The sequence below is a fragment of the Pseudomonas sp. PDM09 genome (assembly GCF_014852305.1).
In the GTDB taxonomy this organism is placed as follows: Bacteria; Pseudomonadota; Gammaproteobacteria; order Pseudomonadales; family Pseudomonadaceae; genus Aquipseudomonas.
Genome location: NZ_JACVBI010000014.1, coordinates 1 through 21,984 on the forward strand (window position 1 = coordinate 1; position 21,984 = coordinate 21,984).

Consider the following 21,984-nt stretch of genomic DNA (forward strand, 5'->3'; position numbering starts at 1 on the left):
TGAATGCAGGTCTATGCCACAGAATTTCATCACGGCCTCCTCACAGCAAAAGTCTAAGTTCGCACCTTGAATTTTGCGCCACCTCCGTGAGGTGGGGAGGCCGGCTAGATGATTCTCAGATTTATTTCCTCGATCAAAAAATGGGGGGCCGTGCGCAGGAGTGCTAGGTTTGAACACAACATTTCCCCAACCGGTAATGCTTCAGTGTTGAACCGATACCCATCCTAAGGAACCCCGTAATGGACCTACACAACGAGTTCGAAAACAGCAAATTCTTCCACCACGCCCGTATCGATCGACGCGCCGCCGATGCCTTGGTGGGACTGGCCGCGGGGATTACGGCGGATGGTGTCGTGAACACCAACGAAGCGGTTTTCCTAAAGCAATGGTTGGAAAACAACCTCGCCCATCTAAATGACCCGGTGATCAATCTGTTGTATTCGCGTCTGGCGTCCATGCTTCAGGACGATGCTCTGGACCCGGACGAGTCTCTTGAGCTGCTTAACATCCTGCGTAGCTTTTCTGGCGTGGGCATTGAGAGATCGAAGGTCGGCGAAGCTGTTGCCATTACTCCAACGGACCTTCCCTTCAATTCCCCAGCCCCTGAGTTAGTGTGGGATGGCCGAATGTTTGTATTTACAGGCGTCATGGCCTTTGGGCCACGCAAAGATTGCCAGGCATTGGTCGAGGAGCGTGGCGGCTTGATTGGTGGTGGGGTGAGTAAGAAGGTGCATTACCTGGTGGTCGGCAGCGTGGGTAATGAGCAGTGGCGCCACAGCACCTACGGAACGAAGATCATGAAGGCAGTGGAGCTGCGGGAGGCGGGGGCTTCGATTGCCATTGTGGGTGAGGATCACTGGCAAAAGATGCTGTTTGGTTGAGCCTGTCCTGGAAGGCTGGCCGTTGTCTTGGGGGAAAGATTGTCGGTGGGGTTGATGGCCTCATCGCGAGCAAGCTCGCTCCCACAGGTTTTTCAGGGGGGGAGGAAAAGTGGACACCCAGAAACAACAAAACAAAGCCCTCGCATTTCTGCGAGGGCTTCGTTTTGTATGGTGCGGCACCAGACGAACGGTATGTTTCTGCGGGGCTAGGTTTTTCGGGCGTCTGGAGTTCGCTGGAAAATTCGGCGTCCCCCAACTAGTAACTATAAATAAATCAGCTAGTTATGGCTTTCAGTGGAATCGAACCAGGGATTTGTTACGGTGATAGCACATTGTCGACCGCACGTAAAATATCCAGATCAGGATACGGCATGGTAAACCTCTAGAGTTTGAACGTTGCCGATTATTCCCATGGATAATCGGCAGGAGTTGACCCAAAGCAACCAGTCAGGTGTGTCTAATCAATCAGGGCGATTCACTCAGCGGTACACCTGCCTGTCGTGCAATTTTATGGATAGCGAGTTGTAGTTCGCGCCTGCATTGATATAGATCTTTATTGCTTTCACGCCCATAGGCCTTAACACATGCGAAAGCAGTGTCTACAAAAAATATACTTGCGATTCTGGTCATCATAGTTGAGTAAGCCCAAGCTTCCTTTCCTGCTTTTATTTTGTGCTCGGGTGAGGCTTGCATAAACATAAGCCACATAAGCGTGTCCTCACCAGTTATATGGCTTGCTCCGCTGAGGCGATGATAGCTTTCATAGTAATCAGTCTCGCGCCCAAGTATTTCAAATCTTTTATAAAGCGACTTAGGCCAGTCAGTCTCCGGGTTGGATATATCTATAGAGCATTGAGCTTCGATTTCTTTAACGAATTCGTCTAATATGGTAATGACTTTTCTTCTTTCCTCTATCATGGTCGATATTTCTTCTGCGTCGGGTCCTTGTAGTATTTTCTGCTTCCATTCATTGAGTTTTCTATTGTGCTCATTCAGCCATGATTGAAAAAATTTGATCAATGTCGCTGAATCGCCTCTTTCGGCGAGGTACATAATGTTTATTGAGCCTTCTACAACAACCCTAGCTAATGCCTCCGCACTTGCTGGCGAACCTGTCGAAATAGCAACTAGCATTCCTTGGACGTGCTCGTATACACGACCAGTCAGGTTTAAAAGCGAGCGAATCCGAAAGCCTTCATTGTTGTCTTTTGGCTCGTATTCTCCCAAGTAGTCATTAAGAATCTTATCTGCTTTGGCGCACGACTCAATGGCTACTGCCGACTCAATTAGGTTTGCTTTTTTATCTATCTTAAAGGCTTTTCTGAATTTTGGTATATGAGGCATTGTTGTGTATAAATCCTGTAGGTTATAATTGAACCGGGCCTTAATATATGCGCTATTTGGTTTTTATATATAGCATATTGTCGACTGTCAGAAAATTTTGCGCTACTTTGAACGTTGTTCATCTTAATGTATAGCTCTAACTCAGCGTCGTTAAGATTGCTTGCACAACTTACTAATATTAGGGAGCTGAGGCTAGCCCAAGAAAAAAAGTGGACACCCATTAGCCGGACTCATGCAGCACGTCTAAAGTCTTTGAGTGAGGCAGTTGGTATAGCGCTGGGGCGGCCAATGGCTGAGAGGGCGTGGAGATTTTGTGGACGCTTTGGAGAATTCGCAGCGGTGGCTTTCCAAACCCCAGAAAACCGAAAAGCTCCGCATTGCGGGCCTTTGAGATGTGGTGTGGCACGGGATGAACGGTAGCTTGTGGCGAGGCCTGGTTTTCTGCAGTTCTGGAACTTGGTGGGAATGGCATCCCCCGATTGGTAACTATAAATAAACCAGCTGGTTATATGGCGCTTAATGGAGTCGAGCCGGGGCTCGCAGGACAGTTATGCCTTGCAATACGACGCTCTGCTGTTTTGGCTGAAATACAAACGCCAGATAGTAGGTGGCCGACCACAGTAAATGCCTATCACTATACGTTATTAACAAATAAGAGTGTAGAAAGGTGTTGTAAAGAGGCCTCAGCATCAGGTGTGTGAGGCTCGCTTTCGAGAAATCCTCTCAACGATGAATCTATTGCAAGCCTTGCGGGCGGGCTCTTGATTCAACGTGAAGTGCCTAAGCTTGCTTGTCCGAGGATTCGCAAATTTCAGGCCGGAGCAATATTGGCCTCAAAACAACAGATGGTTTTTATCATGTTAGTAAATGGATTTCAACTCTTTTCGTTCTAGTAGTTTTATAAGGTCCAAATTTTTCCACTTTACGAACCAAAAAGAGTTAGAAAGCTCCGTCAGTGCCGTTTCTAGTAGTCCTGGATTAATTGCCAGTTTTTTTTCATAGGTGGTGAGATAAATGCTTAGAAGGTCGCCTCTGGTGTCGGAGTCTAAATAAGGGCAGCAGACTAAGTCTAAAAACGTATGAGCTGATTCAGAGTCTTGGTGAAGATTGAAGTTAAGTGTAAGTCTCTGTTTGGCGATTTTTATCAAGCAGCATCTAGCTGTGTCGTATTCTTTGTGTGACTTGAAGTAATAAAGAAGGGAGACTATGTCGAAGTAAGTTATATTGATTTCATCTTTTTCTAGATATGAGAAGTTGGACGGAGAAATTAGGTATTTGTCTCCGAATTCACTAGTTGCTAAAATTATATTGAGTCGTTCTAGTGATATGTATCCGTTGCGCTCGTCGTTCTTTTCTCTATGGAATTTTAAAACATTTACATGTGTCATGATTTCAGTTCTGATGAAATCTAAAAAGTCGGGATAATTTATTTTAATGAATCTGTCGATAATTAAAATAGTTTTCGAAAGTCTATTGGATGAGGAAACAGTTGGATTCACGCTGTAGAAGAAGAACGTGAGGTTAAGCGTTATTAAAATAGCCTCCCTGAGGATCAGGGCATGTTCGTGTTTGTTTTCTGGAGAGTTGTACTTGTCTCCGATTGTTAGATCTATTGCTCTTTTTGATAGGATGGATACTAGGTATGCCGAAACTTCAGAGTAGCCTCTGCCTGTATCCTTGATAAGTGCTTTCACCTTTTCAATGAAAGAGTGTGTAAAACGGTCTTCTCGATAGATTTTTCTAGGGAAAAGGACTCGGTGTTCATCTATATGCCGGACATTGAAAAGATTTTTTTCTAAATCATCTAGGAATGCCTTTATGCCAATTATTATTTGTGATTTTTCAGTGCAGAAAGGGCGATTGTACTTTCTGAGTTTTGATTCGCTAATATGGAGATTGTAACTAGCAAGTTGATCTGAAATCGTATCGAATACAAGCTCTGATGTTGAGTCGTTTCTTGAAAATAGTACATAGTCATCGACGTATCTGAGAATTGTATAATCTCGACCTACATGTAAATTTATTTTCTTTAGAGCTTCGATGACGTTTATGTCAATGTCTTGTAGAATTATCTCTGAAAAAATCCGACTAACTTCCGCGCCCACGGGGATTCCGTTGGTTTCGTTGTTGTTGCTGCGTTGGATCAAAGTGTCGAATTCTTGACAGAACTGGCTTCTAAATGACACATATTTCTTAATGTGATCTTTGTTTTTTATTGCCCAAGAAATTGTATGGGTATAAATGCTTTGGAAGCAGTTTGCGATGTCGAGAAGCCACATAGATGAAAATTGTTTTTCTAAATTTAAGTAAGTGCTTGAGTTGTATAGTTTATAAATTCGATCGTAACCTCTGTACGCAAAAAAAGAAGATGCATGCTTTCTGTGTAATTCATTTTCAAGGGTGTCGATATTAATTTCTTTGTATTGGTTCAGAGGGGTGGTATTTTTGGAATAAAATGACCCTCCTACTTTTTGAGGCGCTCTGATTGAAAATGGACTTAAGGAACAGAGTGAAATTATCGCGTCGCCGTATTCTTTATAAAATTCAGTGTAATTTTTTTGAGCGCGTGGATGAATAAGTGATAACGTCCTTAGGCTTGAATTGTTCTTTATGATTTTGTATTTCAAAGGGTGCGATTGTTTTTTTTGACTCTGTGTAGCGGCTTCAATAGTTAGTGTTGTGTTTTCTATTGGGCTAATGATATTTAGATATAGGGATTTTATGATGTTGAATGTGGGTGAGTTTTGCAGTTGTTGGGTTTTATGATGGTTTATATACAGGCCGTCATTTGAAAATATGATAGGCACGTCTGAAGGTGCGGTGTCGGTGAGAACCGCTCTAAAGAAATCCTTTTTGTCTATTTTAACGATATTCTTTTTTTTCACAGCCAAATCCTTGTGATTTTTTTCAACCTGCGTGGGCTAAACTTTTTATGCGATCTATTTGTAAATCCATGCAAAAAGCTTAATTTAAGTAGTTGTTTTTTTTGTGATGGATTCAGAAGTGATTGATATCGAAGGCTTAGTCTGTGATGCTTGCTTGTTACTAGTTTTTTTAAGAAGCTATCTATCTCGTTGAGATTGTTTGATGGAAGATTGATTGATGAATAATTGTAGTAGATTCCAGTGGGGATGCGTCTACCAGTGTCCTTATGACGTAAATCTCTGTTGCTTGCTAGAAAGTTAATTCTGTCTGCGAGCAAAGCGAAATCTTTGTTTTTGCTGAAGTTGTAGAGTGATTTACAGATTTTGGCCTTTAGTTTTTTTAGTTTGCTTGTGGAAATGTCGATGAGGACCTTTCTATAAATTGATTCGGCTGTATTTACTTTCTCTTTACCATCGCTATCTAGAGGTAGGGGGGTGTCAATTACAGTATAAGAGTATCCAAGAAAATCAAAATTGGCTTTTATTTTTCCATCTGGGTTTGTTGCGCCCGCTTTGTTTCGTCGTGGAATACTAATTATTTCGGTTTTCTTATTGTTGAATTCTAACGGTGGCGGGAGTAATTGACATAGCCATGAATGAAAGTTTTGTTGGTTTTCTTCTGAAGATGTAAGAATTATAATGTCGTCGACAAATCTAGCATAATAAAAAACCTCAGTATGTGCCTTCACTGCAATATCGAATTTCGCCAATGCAATTTCCGCAAGCATTGGGCTCGGCTCTACTCCCCGCGGGATGCCTTGGCTGAATAGAGTATTGAAATTTTGTAGGTGTGCGCTTACTAGGATTTTCGTGTGCTTTGATAGTTTGTTGTTGTTTTCTAAATTGTGTAATAAGTTCGCTGCTGAAATGTTTTCAAAGAAGGATTTTATATCGTATCGATAAATTCTGTAAGACGTTCCTTCTTTTAGATATATTTTTAGTTCTCTTGCAATGGATGTTCGATTTTTTAATTTTATTTTTGTGCTGGAAATTATATTTTTGGTGCAGTGACGTAATATTAATTTGCTTGGAAGATCATTTGCTGTATAGCCTTGTTTCCCGGCTAGTGTAAGCGTTTTGAGTGTAATCGGGTTGGCTAGACAGTTTTCGGCGATTTCTAAAGCAGCAGCTATGATACCGTCCCGATAGGCAGGGTTTCTTAACTTTGGCTCTTTATAAAAATCTATCGGGCATAAACATCTTGCAAGGGAAGATTTACTGAACGCTTGATTTGCCATACGACTTCCTTGTGGTGCTGAGACGTGGTAACCGCGCCAACGTCTCACTTAGCATGACTAAACGCCATCGGTATCTCTAGACTGACCCCTTTTAATCTGGATATAGCTAGAGGTTGAGCATGCTACGCATTACTTTTTGCTGATCTTGCTCTCAACAGTACCACTGCTCTTTTAGGTTTAGGAAGACTCCCACGAATATACGTTGAGGCTCTTTGCTGGTGGTTTGGATAAAACGTCGTCGGTCCCAGGTTCGCCTACGATTTGAACTGCCAAGCTTTTCCTAAGCGAAGAGTGAGCAAACGGATGGTCAGCAGATAGTAGTAACGCGTCGATTCGGCCCGCGTGTCCATGTGCTGGGTAAGGAACCATACCAGATGCTTTCGCTGCCAAGCCCATGGAGTATGTCGGTGCCAGCGACCGGCTATGGCAGCTTGGATAACCTTGGCCTGACGTATGTGCCGCTCGCGTGTAGCATGCCCGCCAGTCAACACTCCAGTTAGGAACAACTCCATATCGAATGGCTTGCTCATGCCTTACCGCCGATGTAGGCCGATACCACGTCGATTCGGCCATGCCCCAACTCGTAGCTGATTTGTGAGCGCGCCTCTCGATCAAGGTGTGGATCGAGCCGGCTGCATTTGCCGCCGTTTATTGGCGCGAGGTGATTGGTGATTTGCTCATAGCGTTCGCAGGCATACGCCGCCCGCAGCTCGTGGAATCCTTTGAGATCGTTCGTGTGGAGGAGGCCCCGTGCGGGGCGGACGATTTCCCGTTGAAAATTGAGGTAGCTCTCGTTCGGCGTAAGCAGGTTATGACTCCCGTCGGGAGATGCCTGTTCGAGATATCTGAGCGCTTCGCAAATATAGTCATCCACTCTGATCCAGCGAGGTGCTTTTGCACCGCTGCGGCCACCTTTGGTGCCTTCCTGGATGTTGATCTTGCCGTAGCGTTCGGCTTCACGATGTAGACGGGGAATATCGGCCAATATGACTTCACGCAAACGCATGCCGGTGGCTCGCGCCAACTGCGCGATGGCGGCAGCACGGGGATGCTGTTCGCGGAGCGCCTCGACGATACGCATCACGTGCTCACGATCTTGGCCCTGTGGAGCTGTCGTGCGAACACTGGTGCGCCGCATTCCCAACGCCTTGCTCGGACTCGGCACTTTCACATATTGATCACCGCGAAGCGCGGCCATGGTCCGATTCACACTGGATAACCGGTTTTGCGCGGTGGCGATGGCGAGCTCACCTTGTTCAACTTGCTGACGCAGATGTCCGGCGTAGTCCAGCAAGGTCTGCCGATCAATTTGTCGCGCATCGTTAAACCCTGGCCCATTCTCGGAGCGACACCAGCGTACAAATGCCTGCCAGCGATCACTGTGCGCCTTGACCGTGCCGTAATGTCCGCAGCCAAATAGATCTTTCAGCGCTTGCGGCCCGGCATAGCTCAGTTGCCGGCCATAGCCAAAATTGCGCCTGTCACGTTTACCTACTAGTAGTGCCATTTTCGAACTCCTCTCGAAGCCAAAACTTTTAAAACCTTCCTCACGTCATCCCGCCAAGAATGTTGAGTGTTATCAGGGATCAAGGCCCCTGCGACCTGTGAGGGTTGTCCACTAACGCGGGACCTGCGGCTCTTTACGACCGGGAGCCTGGGTATCTCATGATCTGGCCTCCTGAACACTTCCGAGGAAGTGGGCGGGTGGAGGCTGCATTGGCTGACGAGACCAACGCCGCGAGATCCTGAGTCGGGTGAAGGCAGTGAAGCGATGACCGGGGCATGCCTGACTGTCAGTCAGGTGCAGTCCATTCCGTGGGTTGCGGCACCATCATCTGCATCGCTGTTGCGGGTGACTTCGGTGTTTGTCACGCCGATTGTCACGAGGGGGAATGCCGCAAAGCCTTGTATGAGGTGGGCTGCAGCAGTGGTAGGAGCGCCCGTCTCTTTCCGGGAGAAAGAGACGGGCGCAGGTTGGCGCAAGGAAATGGCCAAGCGGATAGGTTGCTGCAGGGCAGCTATGAAAGGGGATGAGTTGCCGCAGTGGGCACACTGGTAAAAGTAGGCATCCATCACATCGCTGTGACCGTACGAGCCGCCGGACGCTAATCGCACTTTGGGAGAACCACCATGGTGTGGCGTAGCCTTAAAGGTTCTGGCTACCTGGGTTGCTGTCAACGACAGCGCTTTGCCCGATCTTATCTACGCCTGTGGATAATTTGGGTCAAGGCTCGAATTTTCGGGGGTTCTGCGGCTGTGGATGAAACTATCCACCGGTGGAAATCAGTGGTTTTCCACAGACAGTTTGCGTGGGCTTTAGATTTTTTAAGTGAGGTCCATCCAAGCAGGGCGGCTTTGCAGCCCCGCTTGGATGGAACCGCGTGGAAGGGCGGACTGCGGTGATCTCATTGCTTACCCACGTTTGGATGCGCCGCGTTTATTTTGTAGGGCGGTAATGTTGTCGCCGACCGGGTGAGCGAATTCGTGAGGCGTTACATGCCCACTGCGGTTGGCATCAATGTAGTTGCTCCACCACGCCATGATCAGCCGGCGCTGTTCGAGGAATTCGGCCTTGTGGATATACGCGGCACGCACGCGGTTGCGTTCCTTGTGGCTCATTTGCCGTTCGATGGCTGCGTCGGTCCATAACCCGGACTCTAGTAGGGCGCTACAGGCCATGGTCCTGAAGCCGTGGCCGCACACTTCCTTGCTGGTGTCATAGCCGACGTTGCGGAGCATGGTGTTCACCGTGTTCTCGGACATGGGCTTCCAGTACTTGTGGTCGCCCGGTAGCACCAACTCTGAAAAGCGACTGAGGCTGCGCAGGCGCTCCAGTATTTCGATAACTTGCGGCGATAGCGGCACCATTTGAATGTCGCCGTTCATCTTGGTCCCGCGCGTGGAGTTGCGTACCCCTTCAATCGGTGCGCGTGTATCGGGGATTTCCCACATGGCGCGTTGGAGGTCGAACTCACTCCATCGAGCGAAGCGCAGTTCGCTGGAGCGGACGAATACATGCAACGTCAACAGGACGGCGAGGCGCGTCAGTTCGCGGCCGTTGTAGTTGTCGATCCGGTGTAGCAGTTCGGGTAGGCGGTTGAGGGATAGGGCCGGGCGATGGACTGTGCGCGGCGCGTGAATTGAGCCTGCCAGATCCAGTGCAGGATTCATGGTGATCTGCCGAGCTCTTTTGGCCCCGCGCATGATGGTGGATAAGTAGTTCTGTACCCTTAACGCCACATCCATGGTGCCGCGTTCCTTAATGCGCTGGGTGATCTCTAGCAGGTCGTGGGTATCGAGTTCAGCGATGGGTCGTTGGCCGATTAGCGGGAAGACGTGGGTGCGCAGTCGGCTCATTACGGTTTTCGCGTGGCCTTCGGTCCAGCGGCGGGACATATCAGCGTGCCACTCCAGGGCGACGGTTTCGAAAAGCAGTGCCGCCCGCTGGGCTACGATCTTGGCCTTCTTCTTTTCTTCCATTGGGTCGAGGTTGTCGAGCAGCAACGCCTTGGCTTCGTCTCGCTTACGTCGTGCGACGGAAAGGGTAACGATGGGGTAATTGCCGATGATGAGCGTGCCTTCTTTGCCGCTGGGCTTGGTGTACTTCAAGCGCCAGGTCTTCACGCCATTGGGTTTGACGAAAAGGTACATGCCTCCGCCGTCGAACAGTTTGTAGGCGCGTTCGCGGGTTTTGGCCGTGCGGCATTGCAGGTCGCTGAGGGGGATCGCTAGACGTGGCATAGGGGGTACGCGCTCCTGACCGGGAAATCGCAGTACCCCTAACATACCCTCGGGGAAGGGGGATTTTGTTGGATCCCGACAGAGGGTCCTGGAACGAAAAAACCCGCCAAAGGGCGGGTTTTCGGGGCTTCCAGAGCATTCGATGGAATGCAATGGAGCCTAATGTGGTGCCGGCACCAGGAGTCGAACCCGGGACCTACTGATTACAAGTCAGTTGCTCTACCAACTGAGCTATACCGGCATGTTAGGGCGACGATTATAGCGATTGGGTTGGTTCTGTAAACCCCTGAATTCAGACTATTTTTACGCAGGCGTTTGGTCAGGCGCGAACCAGCACTTTCTTGAGTTTCTGCAGGGCACGCCAGGCTCGGCTGTTTTGCATCGCCCGCAACTGCGCTTCGGCGTGTTCGGCGCGTTGCAGGGCGGCGGCGAGGTGGTTTTCAGCGTCGGTGACTGGGTGGCTAAAGTTGTGGCCGCGGCAGAACTGGAATTCGTCCAGGTTGCAGGGCGGGATGTCGAAGGCGGGTTTGAGGGCCAGGTGTTCTTCGGCGAGGTAGTAAGTGTTGATGCCGTCGAACAGGATGGACTGGTAGCCGGCGCCGGTGACGAGGGTTTCCCAGGTCTGGTCGCGTTCCCATGGGGTTTCGATGAGGATGATCCACGGTCGCCATCGGGTGAAGTCCATGCCGCGCAGGACGGTTTCTTCGTGGCCTTCGACGTCGATCTTCAAGAAGTGAATCGGACGGTTCCCGGCGTGTTGTTCGCAGATGGAGGCCAGGGTGCGGGATTTGACGGTTTGGCTGCGCACATCCATACCGGCGTCTTTGTGTTGCTGGGCCAGGGCCGGGTCAAGGGTCGACAGGCCGGTGCCGGCGATGCCGTAGAAGGTCAGGTCGTCGGCACTTTCGCCGGCCACGCATTGCAGGTTGATGTCGTTGGGGCGTTGCTCGCACAGGGCGTCGTAATAATTTGGCATGGGTTCGACGTTGATGCCGGTCCAGCCGCGGTCATAGAAGGCCTTGGTGACGGAGTCTTGGGTGGGGTGGTTGGCCCCGATATCGATATAAAACCCATTTTCGACGTATTTGAGGGCGCGCCACAGGCGGATGTCTTCGAAATTCTGGGCGTAAGAAATGAACGTCACGGTCGCATCCTGTCGGTCAGATTTTTCTTGTTCATGTCCGCACTGTCGGCGTCCTTGTATGCGTGTATAGCAAGGGACGTTGCAAGGTGCAATTTTCCGCTCTGGATGTCCGGTGTTCGGCGGTTATGTCGTTTTGATGAAATGCTTATGCACAATGGGCTAGGGGCGATTGCCTGTTCATTACGATTTTGTAGACTCGTTCTCATTTGTCCGCAAATGCCTGTTTTGCGGGTTTTTTATTTGTGTGAACAAAAAATGACCAGCAGTGTTTAAGGCGTAAAACGGCGCGGATATTGGATCCACGATAATTCCATCAACAGAGTTATCCACAGGCTGTGGCTATTTAAGGACGTTCTGCCAGGAGTAGGAAATTGCGCGGCGTGAGTGGAGTTTTGCAGAAGGTGCCGAGACGAACGGTGTAACCCTGTTCAATGAGGAAAAGTGCCCGATCAAGTACCAGCCACAGCTCCAGCGGTCGTCGGAAAAGGCCTCGCAGCAGCTCCAGGTTGCGCACTTCGGCCAATCGCTGCCAACCGGCGGTTTCGAGTGTAGTCCAATCTGGGGCACCAACTGTGGATAAGTCTTTGAGTGCTGCCAGATCGCGGCAGTAATCGGAGAAAGGCTTGTCCAGCCAGGCGCTGGGCAGAGAAGGGGTTGGCAGGTATTCGTCGACGCCTCGCAGTTGCCGTTGCAGCAAGTCGAACGCCAGGCGCCGGGCCATGGAGGTGTCGCGCTGGCGTCGGACGCGAGCGCCGGCGGTGACGGTTTCGCTCATCGGCAGCGCAAGATCATCAAGGGAGAGACGTAGGTCGGAGCGCTCAGCCGCGCGGGAAAGCGGCTGATAGGTGTCCGGACTGATCCGGTTGTAGCAGCACGGTGCGATGGCCAGTTGTTTGCAACCGGCGGCGCTGGCGAGCTGGATCAGTCGCACATGCAGATCACCGCAGGCGTGCAGCGCTACGGGCGTGTGATCGGCGTTCAATAAGGAGGCTGCGCCTGGCGCGAGCACATCCTGCTCGACATGCAGCGCAGGCAACTGATGACGCTGGCTGAGTGCCTGGCCGCTGGCGACGAGCGCCGGGTCGAACTCCAGGCAGGTCAGTTGTTGCCCGGTTTGCAGCAGGCGCCGCCCCAAATGGCCCTTTCCCGAACACCAATCCAGCCAATGCGTCGGTGCATGAGCAAACTGCAGGCGACCGGCGAACGCTTCAATCTGCTGCCATTTGCGTCCCGGCACATCCACATTCAATCGATGACCTGCCGCTTCAAGTGTACGAGCTGGTAATTCACCCACCGTGCTCAGGTCAGCAGACATCGCCGCCAATGAGGCAAATGGCTCCGGCGCATCAAGCAAACAAGGTTGGTTATGACTGCTTTCCGCATCCTCCAGTGACCGTCCGCGTAGCCAAAGCGCCAACTCCGGGTAGGACGCTTCCCAAGGCAGTTGCAGGTGGGTAAACGGTCGAGGTTTCCATAGCGCTTGATGCTCGATCAGAAAAGCATCCAGCGCGGTGAAACGGGCGAGCAGGGCCTCGCCCGTCAGCACGCAGGAATCAACGCCCTTGGCAGGCATCGACGCGCAGCCAGCGCTCCAGCAGCTTGAAGCCACGAACCAGCACGTAAGCCATCAGCAGATAGAACATGCCCGCGGCGAAGAAGATCTCCACCGGCAAGTAGGTGCGGGCGATGATGGTGCGAGCCATGCCGGTCAACTCTAGCAAGGTCACGGTGCTGGCCAGGGCACTGGCCTTGAGCATCAGGATCACTTCGTTGCTGTAGGCCGGCAGGCCGATGCGCGCCGCCCGCGGCAGCATGATGTAGAACAGGGCTTTGGCCCGAGACATGCCCAGCGCCCGCGCCGCTTCGATCTCGCCCGGTGGAATGGCCTGGATCGCGCCGCGCAGGATCTCGGCGATGTAGGCCGCGGTGTGTAGGGTCATGGTCGCCGTGGCGCACCAGAATGGACTGCGCAGGTAGGGCCACATCGAGCTGTTACGCACCGCGTCGAACTGCGCCAGGCCGTAGTAGACCAGGAACAGCTGAACCAGCAACGGTGTACCACGGAAAAAGAAGATGTAGCCGTAGGGGAATGCCCGCACGTACCAGAGTCGTGACGAGCGAGCGATGCCCAGCGGAATCGCCAGCAGCAACCCGGCGATCACGGCGATGGCCACCAGTTCCAGGGTCAGCGTCGCGCCCTGAGCCAGTTTTGGCAGCCACTTGATGATGACTTCCCAGTTCATTGGGTGCTCCTCGCGAAGCCGCGAGCGGCACGTCGTTCCATAAAGTGCATGCCGGTCATGGCCAGAATGGTCAGGCCCAGATACATGAAGGCGGCCACCATATAGAAGGTGAACGGTTGCTTGGATATGGTCACGCCGATTTGTGTGTGACGCATGATTTCTTCCAGGCCGATGACGGAGACCAGCGCAGTGTCTTTCATCAGGATCATGAACAGGTTGCCCAGGCCGGGAAGGGCGATGCGCCACATCTGCGGCATGATCAGCCGGGTAAAGATGCGAAATTTCGACAGGCCCAGGGCCACGCCGGCTTCACGGTGACCCTTTGGGATTGCCAGAATCGCACCGCGAAACACTTCCGTGGCGTAGGCGCCGAAGCACAGCCCCAGGGCAATCACACCGGCGGCGAAGGCGTTGAGTTCGAGGTCGGGGTTGCCGAAGAACTCGCCCAAGGCACGCATCAGGTTGACTGTGCCGAAGTAGATCAACAGCACCCAGAGCAATTCCGGGATGCCGCGAACCAGCGTGGAATAAGTGCCGCCAAGCCATTGCAGCGGCTTGTACGGGGAAGTCTTGGCCAAGGCGCCGAGCAGACCGAGCACCAGCCCCAGGCACAAGGCCGAGAGTGCCAGTTTCACAGTCATCAGCGCACCAGCGGCGAGCGCCGGGCCGAATCCGTAGAGGTCGATAATCATGGATTTCTTTTCAAATCGCGGCAGGCAATGCGAAGGACCGGCACCGTCAGAAAACGGCGCCGGCCAGGCAGGTCAGAATCAATAGATGCTGAACGGGAAGTACTTGTCGTTGATGCTTTTGTAAGTACCGTCAGCGACGATTTCTTTCAGCGCGGTGTTCAGCTTCTCGCGGATCGGGTCATTCTTGCGCACAGCGATACCGATCTTGTCGCTTTCTTCCACCGGATCGCCCTTGAATTCGTAAGCACGACCGGCGTCGCTTTTCAGCCATTCGTAGTTGACGTACTTGTCGGCCAGGATGGCGTCCAGACGACCCGAAGTCAGGTCCAGGTAGGCGTTTTCCTGGGTGTCGTAGAGTTTGATTTCGACGCCTTCCATGTTGTCTTCCAGCCAGGTGCCGGCCAGGGTCGCGCGTTGAGCGCCGATCACCTTGCCTTGCAGCGAAGCCTTGTCGGTTTTGAAATCGACGTTTTTCGGTGCGATGAACTGCAGCTTGTTGGAGTAGTAAGGTTCGGTGAAGTCCACCGCTTGCTTGCGCTCGTCGGTGATCGACATCGAGGAGATCAGGAAGTCGAACTTCTTGGCGTTCAAGGCCGGGATGATGCCGTCCCAGTCGGAGGTGACCACGGTGCACTCGACTTTCATCTTGGCGCACAGGGCATCACCGATATCTTTGTCGAAGCCGACGACATTGCCACTGGCATCTTTGTTGTTGAACGGCGGGTAGGCCGCTTCGATGCCCATCTTCAAGGTCTCGGCGGCGGCACCGGCGCTGAAGGCCAGGGTGACAGCAGCGGCCAGGAAGATTTTTTTGTAGTTCTGCATGCGGGTAGCTCCGTTAGCGGTTGCTGGACATGAATTGTTTGCAGCGCGCCGAAAGCGGGTTCTCGAACACCTGCTGTGGCGATCCTTGCTCTTCTACCAGGCCTTGGTGGAGGAACACCACTTCGCTGGAAACCTGACGGGCAAAGCCCATTTCATGGGTCACGAGCAGCATGGTGCGGCCTTCTTCGGCCAATGCGCGGATGACATTAAGTACTTCCTGGACCATTTCCGGGTCAAGGGCGGAGGTGGGTTCGTCGAACAGAATGACCTTGGGCTGCATCGCCAGGGTGCGGGCGATGGCTGCGCGTTGCTGCTGGCCGCCGGAGAGTTGCGCCGGGTAAGCGTGGCGTTTGTCAGCGATGCCGACCTTGGCCAGTAAGGCTTCGGCGACTTCAATGGCTTCGGCCTTACTCTGCCCGAGTACGCGGCGCGGGGCTTCGATGATGTTGTCGAGCACGCTCATGTGCGGCCAGAGATTAAAGTTTTGAAATACAAAACCGATCTCGCTGCGCAGGCGATTGATCTGCTTGCCGTCGGCAGCGACCAGTTCGCCGTTCTTGGCGGCTTTGAGCTTGAGTTCTTCGCCGGCTACCAGGATCTGGCCCTGATGCGGGTTTTCCAGCAGGTTGATGCAACGCAGGAATGTGGACTTGCCGGAACCGGAGGAACCCAGGATCGAGATCACATCGCCGTCGCGGGCGGTCAGCGAGATGCCTTTGAGCACCTCAAGCTGTCCGTAGCGTTTGTGCAAGTTGCGGATTTCAAGCGCGGGCGTGGCCTCAGCCATGTGCGTTCCTCATAGTGTTTTGCGCTCCTGCTATTGGCGGCCTTCCTGGCGAGGCGGCCAAGCTAGCATAGCGTTCGAATGGCAGCCAACAGCGCTATGGACGGTAAACGGGTGGCATGTGGCAGGTTGTCGCATCGGCACAGCAGACTGTCGCCCCATCAACAACCGAACAGCCGTTTGAACACGCTTGGACGTGGCTGTCGCGTAAAAAAAGGCGCGATGTTGCCAGCTTTGGCGGGGTGTTGGAAGCGCCAACCGGACAAACGTACCCGAACTGCACTTTTATTGTGCCTACCTGTATTTCTTGATGTGTTTTTGGTGCGCAGATTCGTTACTGAAGTGGGTGGCAGAGTAACGCTCTGGCGAAATGCCATTAATCTCAATGACTTGCGATAACTGCTCGATCAGCGTGCAGGCCCCGTGTAACGGGCGCGTGAAACATTTTGGCGCAATTATTGCGTGCAGAATAAGAAACGCCCTGTTGGATTCTTTTTACGAGAAGGGATTTCGGGCCGACGTCATCGCTTTACTTGCAAAGGTAGTTTTAATGAGCAGTAGCCAAAGCTCCTCCAATGGCCTTGAACAGGGGCTAAAACCGCGTCATGTGACCATGCTGTCGATCGCCGGAGTCATCGGCGCCGGCCTGTTCGTCGGCTCCGGCCACGCCATTGCCGCTGCTGGCCCGGCCGTGCTGTTGGCTTACGCGGCCGCCGGTGCCCTAGTGGTTCTGGTCATGCGAATGCTCGGCGAGATGGCCGTTGCATCGCCAGACACAGGGTCCTTCTCGACGTACGCCGATCGCGCGATTGGTCACTGGGCCGGTTTCACCATCGGCTGGCTCTACTGGTGGTTCTGGGTTTTGGTCATCCCGCTGGAGGCAAACGCCGCCGCGACCATCCTGCATGCCTGGTTCCCGAATGTGGCGATCTGGGCCTTCACCTTGGTTATCACCTTGCTGCTGACCGTGACCAACCTGTTCAGTGTGAAGAACTATGGAGAATTCGAGTTCTGGTTCGCCCTGGTCAAAGTCATTGCGATCATTGGCTTTATCGGTCTTGGCATTCTGGCAATCTTCGGCTTCCTGCCGACCAGCCAGGTCAGCGGCGTGTCGCATTTGTTTGACACTCAAGGCTTCCTGCCAAACGGCATGGGCGCGGTGCTGGGTGCCATCCTGACCACTATGTTTTCCTTCATGGGCACCGAGATCGTGACCATCGCGGCCGCGGAATCGAAGAACCCTGGCCAGCAGATTTCCAAGGCTACCAACTCGGTGATCTGGCGGATTGGCTTGTTCTACCTTGTCTCCATCTTCATCGTTGTGGCCTTGGTGCCATGGAATGACCCGATTCTGGCCAGTGTCGGTTCCTACCAGACTGTGCTGGAGCGCATGGGTATCCCGAATGCCAAGCTGATCGTCGATATCGTGGTTCTGGTTGCGGTAACCAGCTGCCTCAACTCGGCGCTCTACACTGCTTCGCGCATGATGTTCTCGTTGGGCAAACGCGGCGATGCGCCGGCCGTTTCCCAGCGCACCAACAGCAGCGGCACACCTTACTGGGCTGTGATGCTGTCGACCGCTGCTGCGTTTATTGCAGTGTTCGCTAACTACGTGGCCCCGGCCGCTGTATTCGAATTCCTGCTGGCCAGCTCGGGCGCCATCGCGTTGCTGGTGTACCTGGTGATCGCGATTTCGCAACTGCGTATGCGCAAACAGCGTATGGCTCGCGGTGAAAAAATCGCCTTCAGCATGTGGCTGTTCCCGGGCCTGACCTACGCAGTGATCGTATTCATCGTTGCGGCCCTGACCATCATGCTGTTCCAGGAAGCCCATCGCGTGGAGATCCTCGCGACCGGCCTGCTAAGCGCACTCGTGGTGGCGGCGGGGTTGCTGGTAGCTCGCCGTCGTAAGCTGCAGAAAGTGGGCGCGGTGGTGCTGAACTGATTCGTACCGCGTAACGCAAAACGGCCGCTGTCAGTGATGACAAGCGGCCGTTTTTGTTTCTAATCAAGCAACAGCGCAAAACTTGTAGCAGCTGGCGAAGCCTGCGTTCGGCTGCGCAGCAGTCGTAAAAACCTGCTCGCGAGGTCATCCTGATAAACCGCGTCGCCTGACTTCACGACTGCTGCGCAGCCGAACGCAGGCTTCGCCAGCTGCTACAGATCGTGTTACGGCTTAACGCCGGCGTTTACTCGGCCTTTTCTTCCTGGACATCCAGGGACTGACGATAACTGTCCAGCGCATCGCCAAAGTCGGTGATGAATTGCGGGTCGGTCAGCCAGGCCTGGGCGGCGTCGCGGTCCATGCCATCTGCCCACATGCGGTAGTCGATCAGCATGTCGGCGGCCAAATGTGTGGCGGCCATGGCTTCGTTGTCGGCGTTTTCCATGTCCAGCAGTTCTGGATGATCGCTGATGATCCCGGCGAGGTTCGACAGCAGGGTCAGCAGCATGTCGTTGCGGCTGGTAGCCTCGGCGTCACGCATTTTGCTGAACATCGCCAAGGTGTATTCCGGGATCGGCTCACCGATGTCGCCCAGATCATCGTCCAGTGCGGCGGGTTTTCTGCCGTGGATATTGATTTGCTTGGCTTTGATTTTGGCGCGTTTGGCGCGTTTCTGTTGCTTGTTCAGGGATGCCATGGGAACTCAGTCTGGTTTCTGTTGGGTTTGGGCTGCGATAGTGTCGGACGCCGCCACGTAGTCAGCCTGGAAGGCCGCAGATTCGATCCACGCCAGGGCGCCGGCTTCGTCAGTCTCGGTGGACCATTGGCGATATTCGATCAGTGCCGCGAGGATGAAGTCCATTGCGCCTTCTTCGCCTTCCTGCTCGTACACCAGTTCCAGCAGCGGGTCTTCGAGGAAGGCTGCGCACATCGCTCGCTGACTGATTTTTTCGGCGTCGATCATTTTCTTGAACAGTTCGGTCAGGTCCACCGATTCGAAGTCGATGCGATCGTCGTTCGGGTCCAGCTCGACCGGCGCGGCGGCCCGCTGGGTGCGGTTCTGCTTGGCCTTGGCTTTGGCGCGGGAGGCGCGTTTGTTCTGCTTGTTGGCGGAGGCCATGGGCGTCGTTCCGTAATTCGTTGAGGGGGCGCATCCATCAACTGCGTGGCACTCGCCGCCCGGGTGTATCGGGGGCCAGCTCGCCGGTTCGCAGCCAGGACAATGCAATGGGCCATAGTGTGGCTTGGTATGCGCTACGAAAAAAGGCGAAATGTCCGACTTCTTCTTCGCCGATGTCTTCAGGGGTGATTCGCAGGTGGGTGTTTGTACTGCCAGTGAAGTAGCTGAGCAGGCGTTCGATGGCCGCAATGGTGCCATAGGGATCGTCACTGAGGCTGATGGCCAGGGTTTGGGCGGTGACATTGGCGAAGGGGAGCTGACCGTTTTTGGCGTGGATGACACGACCGCTGGGGCGTTTCTCGTATCGGGCGGTGGGCATGCTCCAGTCGCGGACTACACCGGCCGGGGTGTCTTCGAGCCAGCCGAGGCGTTTGCCGGGAAAATAGCCATAAAGCAGGGTCATCAATGGCATCGTCACGTGCCACTTCCCAAACATTCGCCAGCGATGGGCGGGGGCATAGTCGCGCCAGTAAGCGAACTGCGCACCCACTGTCACCAGGCGTCGGATCACATGCCCCGAGGCGCCCAGCCCTGCCGCACAGCCGCCGAAGCTGTGGCCGACGACATTGATGGGTTGTCCTGCAAACTCGCGTTGCGCCCTTTGCAGCATCGCCTCGAAATCCAGCGCGCCCCAGTCGGACCAAGAAGCCTCAAGCCCTTTCAATGACGCGGGGCGCGACTCGCCGATGCCGCGGTAGTCATAGGTGATCACGTCGAAGCCGTTGGTGAACAGGTAATCGGCGAAACGCGAGTAGTGTCGGCAACGGACTGAAGTCGCAGCGTTGATGATCACCACCGCACGGGTTGGGTCTTGATTCGTATGCCGCCAGGTGAATCCGCCAAGGATGAAGCCGTCGGCGGCGGGTTCGTTGAAAGATTCACCAGGTGTGCCGGTGGGTAACGGCAATTCAAGTTGCGTCGGGGCCAGTGAGGGCATTTCCTGCAAATTCATCGGCTTTGAACCTTTGCGGTTAGCGAACCACCATAGTCTTCACGCCGTTTATGAACAATCCACCCGCGCTTATCGGAGCCTCTGCTTGAGTAACCGCTCCTCAAGCACCGCCCATTCCCGATCCAGTTCTGTGCGAAGTTCCTCCTCGCTCGGCAACACCAACCGGTAGGTACTGGCGAACAGTTGTTCGTTGCCTTGCAGCACTGAATAGCGCACCACCGATTCATCTTTTTGCGCGCAGAGAATAAGGCCGACGGTGGGGCTATCCTCCGGTCCGCGCTTGAGGTCGTCGTACATGCGCACGTACATGTCCATCTGGCCGACATCCTGGTGTGTCAGTACGCCGCGCTTGAGGTCGAAGATGACGAAGCACTTGAGCAGGTAGTTGTAGAACACCAGGTCGATGTAGAAGTCTTTGCTCTCGGTACTGATGCGTTGCTGGCGAGCGATGAAGGCGAAGCCTTTGCCCAGTTCGAGCAGGAAGCCCTGAAGTTGATCGATCAAGGCTTGTTCAAGTTCGCTTTCCTGGATCAAGCCCGCATTGGGCAGGCCGAGAAACTCCAGTAGCACGGGGTCACGGATGAACTCCCGAGGGCTGGCGTTCATTTGCTGGATGTTGGTGTCGGCTTCCTGTTTGACGGCAGCCCGGTCGCGGCTCGCCAGCAGGCGTTCGTAATAGAGGGTATTGATTTGGCGCTCGAGGGCGCGACTTGACCAGTTCTGCAGAGCAGATTCGTTCATGTACCAGTGGCGAGCGTTGTCGTTGTCGACTCGTAGCAGTCTGCGGTAGTGGGTCCAGCTCAATTCGTGACGCAGTGCGTCACGAATTGGGAATGCTTGATAGAACTGGCGCATGTAGCGAAGGTTGGAAGCGTCGAAGCCTTTCCCAAACTCCGACGTCAGAACTTTCGCCAGTGTCGACAGCAACTGCTTGCCATACACCGCCCGCCGAGCGCCTTCCTGCTCGAACTCCACAATATGCCGTCCGATCTGCCAACAGGTTTGCACCTGAACGGTATCGACCGCTCGCAATACCTTCTGACGCGCTTCGCGGATCAATTCGCCAAGATTGCCGAGCAGTGAAGTGATTTGTGGATCTTGAGTGTTACCGGGTTTGAGAGGGCTCATGACATTTTCCGCGGCTGAAGGAAACAGGCGGAAGAGGATGGCAAGAGAGTGATAGTCCGCGATGCCGGGCGCGGCTGGTAAATCGGAAGGAAAGGCGAATTTACTTTGCAGGACCGGGCCGACGGAAGCCCATGCATGAGGAGCGCATCACGTAGTCCGATTCGCAGTGAGCCCAAGTGCTAATCGATCTAAAACTTGAACATTCGGTAACAAATCTAAAAAGAGTAACGATTGGGTTCTGAGCAACCCGGGAGTCGCCATCATGAAGAACGTCCATTCATTCATGCTGCCCATCGCCGCCGTCGGCGTAATGATGTTTCCAGTCGTGCTTAACGCCGCCAGTCTTGAACCGATCGATCCCTCAGGCGTGCAAGTCCAGCAGCAACAGCAAAACGGGATTACCTACCTGTCCGGCGGTATCGGAGAGGATGAGGCTAAAGCTATCCAACAAACGCAGGGCTACAACCTGCACATGACCTTTTCTACCGGGCCTAAGGATGAATACGTTCCCGATGTGGATGTGGTCATTGAAAAAGCGGCAGGACAACCCGTGCTGACGCTGAGTGAGGCTGGGCCGCTGGTTTACGTTCAGCTGCCTGCCGGCAAGTACACCGTTGTCGCGACACATAAGGGTGAGGTGCGGCGTGATACGGCGGATGTAGGCAGCGGTGCCGCTCGCAATCTGGTCTTCCACTGGGGGACTGAAAACTAGCCGAAGAGAGACGACTTGCGCGACGTCTGATCAAATCGCGGGCATAAAAAAACCCTGAATCTTGCGATTCAGGGTTTTCGGTATTTGGTGCCCAGAGACGGAATCGAACCGCCGACACGGGGATTTTCAATCCCCTGCTCTACCGACTGAGCTATCTGGGCAACGGGGCGCATTAAACTGGTTTTTCAGGGGGTCGTCAAGAAAGTTTTCAAAAAAATTTTAATTATTACCGTCGCTTACGATCCACCCCC

At 53.3% G+C, this 21,984-nt stretch carries 19 protein-coding genes and 2 tRNA genes; 3 read left to right on the forward strand and 18 right to left on the reverse strand.

Going from position 1 to position 21,984, the window contains the following annotated elements; translation table 11 throughout:
* Positions 1–239: 239 nt before the first annotated feature.
* A complete protein-coding gene (locus IB250_RS27015; protein ID WP_192346629.1) occupies positions 240–881 on the forward strand; it encodes a BRCT domain-containing protein in 642 nt (213 codons plus the stop codon).
* Positions 882–1,346: 465 nt separating this feature from the next.
* Here the strand turns inward: IB250_RS27015 and IB250_RS27020 are convergent, their stop codons facing one another.
* The 13 genes from IB250_RS27020 to IB250_RS27075 form a co-directional block, all read right to left on the reverse strand.
* Positions 1,347–2,225 carry a DUF5677 domain-containing protein gene (locus tag IB250_RS27020; protein ID WP_192346631.1) on the reverse strand — a complete coding sequence of 293 codons (879 nt, stop codon included), beginning with the start codon at positions 2,223–2,225 and terminating at the stop codon, positions 1,347–1,349.
* An 860-nt stretch (positions 2,226–3,085) separates the two neighbouring features.
* Entirely contained in the window at positions 3,086–5,110 is a 2,025-nt protein-coding gene (drt3b, locus tag IB250_RS27025; protein ID WP_192346632.1) for an antiviral reverse transcriptase Drt3b, read from the reverse strand.
* Positions 5,107–6,387, reverse strand: coding sequence for an antiviral reverse transcriptase Drt3a (gene drt3a, locus IB250_RS27030; protein ID WP_192346634.1), 1,281 nt, complete (start codon positions 6,385–6,387; stop codon positions 5,107–5,109). The genes drt3b and drt3a overlap by 4 nt, the downstream gene beginning before the upstream one ends.
* 254 nt (positions 6,388–6,641) lie before the next feature.
* On the reverse strand, positions 6,642–6,917 hold the full coding sequence (locus IB250_RS28770) for a hypothetical protein (RefSeq protein ID WP_225603877.1): 276 nt from the start codon (positions 6,915–6,917) through the stop codon (positions 6,642–6,644).
* Positions 6,914–7,894 (reverse strand): integrase domain-containing protein, encoded by a 981-nt coding sequence (locus IB250_RS27035; RefSeq protein ID WP_192346636.1) that lies wholly within the window; start codon positions 7,892–7,894, stop codon positions 6,914–6,916. The genes IB250_RS28770 and IB250_RS27035 overlap by 4 nt, the downstream gene beginning before the upstream one ends.
* Positions 7,895–8,799: 905 nt before the next feature.
* Positions 8,800–10,128, reverse strand: a complete 1,329-nt coding sequence (locus IB250_RS27040) for a tyrosine-type recombinase/integrase (protein ID WP_192346637.1) — start codon at positions 10,126–10,128, stop codon at positions 8,800–8,802.
* Positions 10,129–10,293: 165 nt separating this feature from the next.
* Positions 10,294–10,369: transfer RNA gene (locus IB250_RS27045), tRNA-Thr, on the reverse strand.
* A gap of 78 nt (positions 10,370–10,447) precedes the next feature.
* A complete protein-coding gene (locus IB250_RS27050; RefSeq protein WP_192346639.1) occupies positions 10,448–11,272 on the reverse strand; it encodes an FkbM family methyltransferase in 825 nt (274 codons plus the stop codon).
* 343 nt (positions 11,273–11,615) lie between these two features.
* Positions 11,616–12,845, reverse strand: coding sequence for a methyltransferase (locus tag IB250_RS27055; protein ID WP_192346641.1), 1,230 nt, complete (start codon positions 12,843–12,845; stop codon positions 11,616–11,618).
* On the reverse strand, positions 12,826–13,515 hold the full coding sequence (locus tag IB250_RS27060) for an ABC transporter permease (RefSeq protein ID WP_123498398.1): 690 nt from the start codon (positions 13,513–13,515) through the stop codon (positions 12,826–12,828). Before IB250_RS27060 ends, IB250_RS27055 begins: the two co-directional genes overlap by 20 nt.
* Positions 13,512–14,207: an ABC transporter permease gene (locus IB250_RS27065; protein WP_008068748.1), complete on the reverse strand. Its 696-nt coding sequence runs from the start codon at positions 14,205–14,207 to the stop codon at positions 13,512–13,514. Before IB250_RS27065 ends, IB250_RS27060 begins: the two co-directional genes overlap by 4 nt.
* 78 nt (positions 14,208–14,285) lie before the next feature.
* On the reverse strand, positions 14,286–15,032 hold the full coding sequence (locus IB250_RS27070) for an ABC transporter substrate-binding protein (RefSeq protein ID WP_192346643.1): 747 nt from the start codon (positions 15,030–15,032) through the stop codon (positions 14,286–14,288).
* Between the two features lie 13 nt (positions 15,033–15,045).
* Positions 15,046–15,819 (reverse strand): ABC transporter ATP-binding protein, encoded by a 774-nt coding sequence (locus tag IB250_RS27075; protein ID WP_007897462.1) that lies wholly within the window; start codon positions 15,817–15,819, stop codon positions 15,046–15,048.
* Between the two features lie 547 nt (positions 15,820–16,366).
* On the opposite strand from IB250_RS27075, the gene gabP reads away from it, so the two are divergent.
* Complete coding sequence (gene gabP, locus IB250_RS27080) at positions 16,367–17,761, forward strand: GABA permease (protein ID WP_123498404.1); 1,395 nt, start codon at positions 16,367–16,369, stop codon at positions 17,759–17,761.
* A 244-nt stretch (positions 17,762–18,005) separates the two neighbouring features.
* On the opposite strand, the gene IB250_RS27085 is transcribed toward gabP, so the two are convergent.
* From IB250_RS27085 to IB250_RS27100, 4 genes are all read right to left on the reverse strand, one after another.
* Complete coding sequence (locus IB250_RS27085) at positions 18,006–18,458, reverse strand: hypothetical protein (protein ID WP_192346645.1); 453 nt, start codon at positions 18,456–18,458, stop codon at positions 18,006–18,008.
* Positions 18,459–18,464: 6 nt separating this feature from the next.
* Positions 18,465–18,881: a hypothetical protein gene (locus IB250_RS27090; RefSeq protein WP_192346647.1), complete on the reverse strand. Its 417-nt coding sequence runs from the start codon at positions 18,879–18,881 to the stop codon at positions 18,465–18,467.
* Between the two features lie 37 nt (positions 18,882–18,918).
* A complete protein-coding gene (locus tag IB250_RS27095) occupies positions 18,919–19,893 on the reverse strand; it encodes an alpha/beta fold hydrolase (RefSeq protein ID WP_192346649.1) in 975 nt (324 codons plus the stop codon).
* Between the two features lie 69 nt (positions 19,894–19,962).
* Positions 19,963–21,021, reverse strand: coding sequence for a PDDEXK nuclease domain-containing protein (locus IB250_RS27100; protein WP_192346651.1), 1,059 nt, complete (start codon positions 21,019–21,021; stop codon positions 19,963–19,965).
* A 262-nt stretch (positions 21,022–21,283) separates the two neighbouring features.
* Here IB250_RS27100 and IB250_RS27105 point away from each other — a divergent pair, with 262 nt between their 5' ends.
* The gene (locus IB250_RS27105) at positions 21,284–21,733 is read left to right on the forward strand and encodes a carboxypeptidase regulatory-like domain-containing protein (protein ID WP_192346653.1); all 450 of its coding nucleotides are present in this window, start codon (positions 21,284–21,286) and stop codon (positions 21,731–21,733) included.
* Between the two features lie 85 nt (positions 21,734–21,818).
* On the opposite strand, the gene IB250_RS27110 is transcribed toward IB250_RS27105, so the two are convergent.
* Positions 21,819–21,894: transfer RNA gene (locus IB250_RS27110), tRNA-Phe, on the reverse strand.
* Between the last annotated feature and the right edge of the window lie 90 nt (positions 21,895–21,984).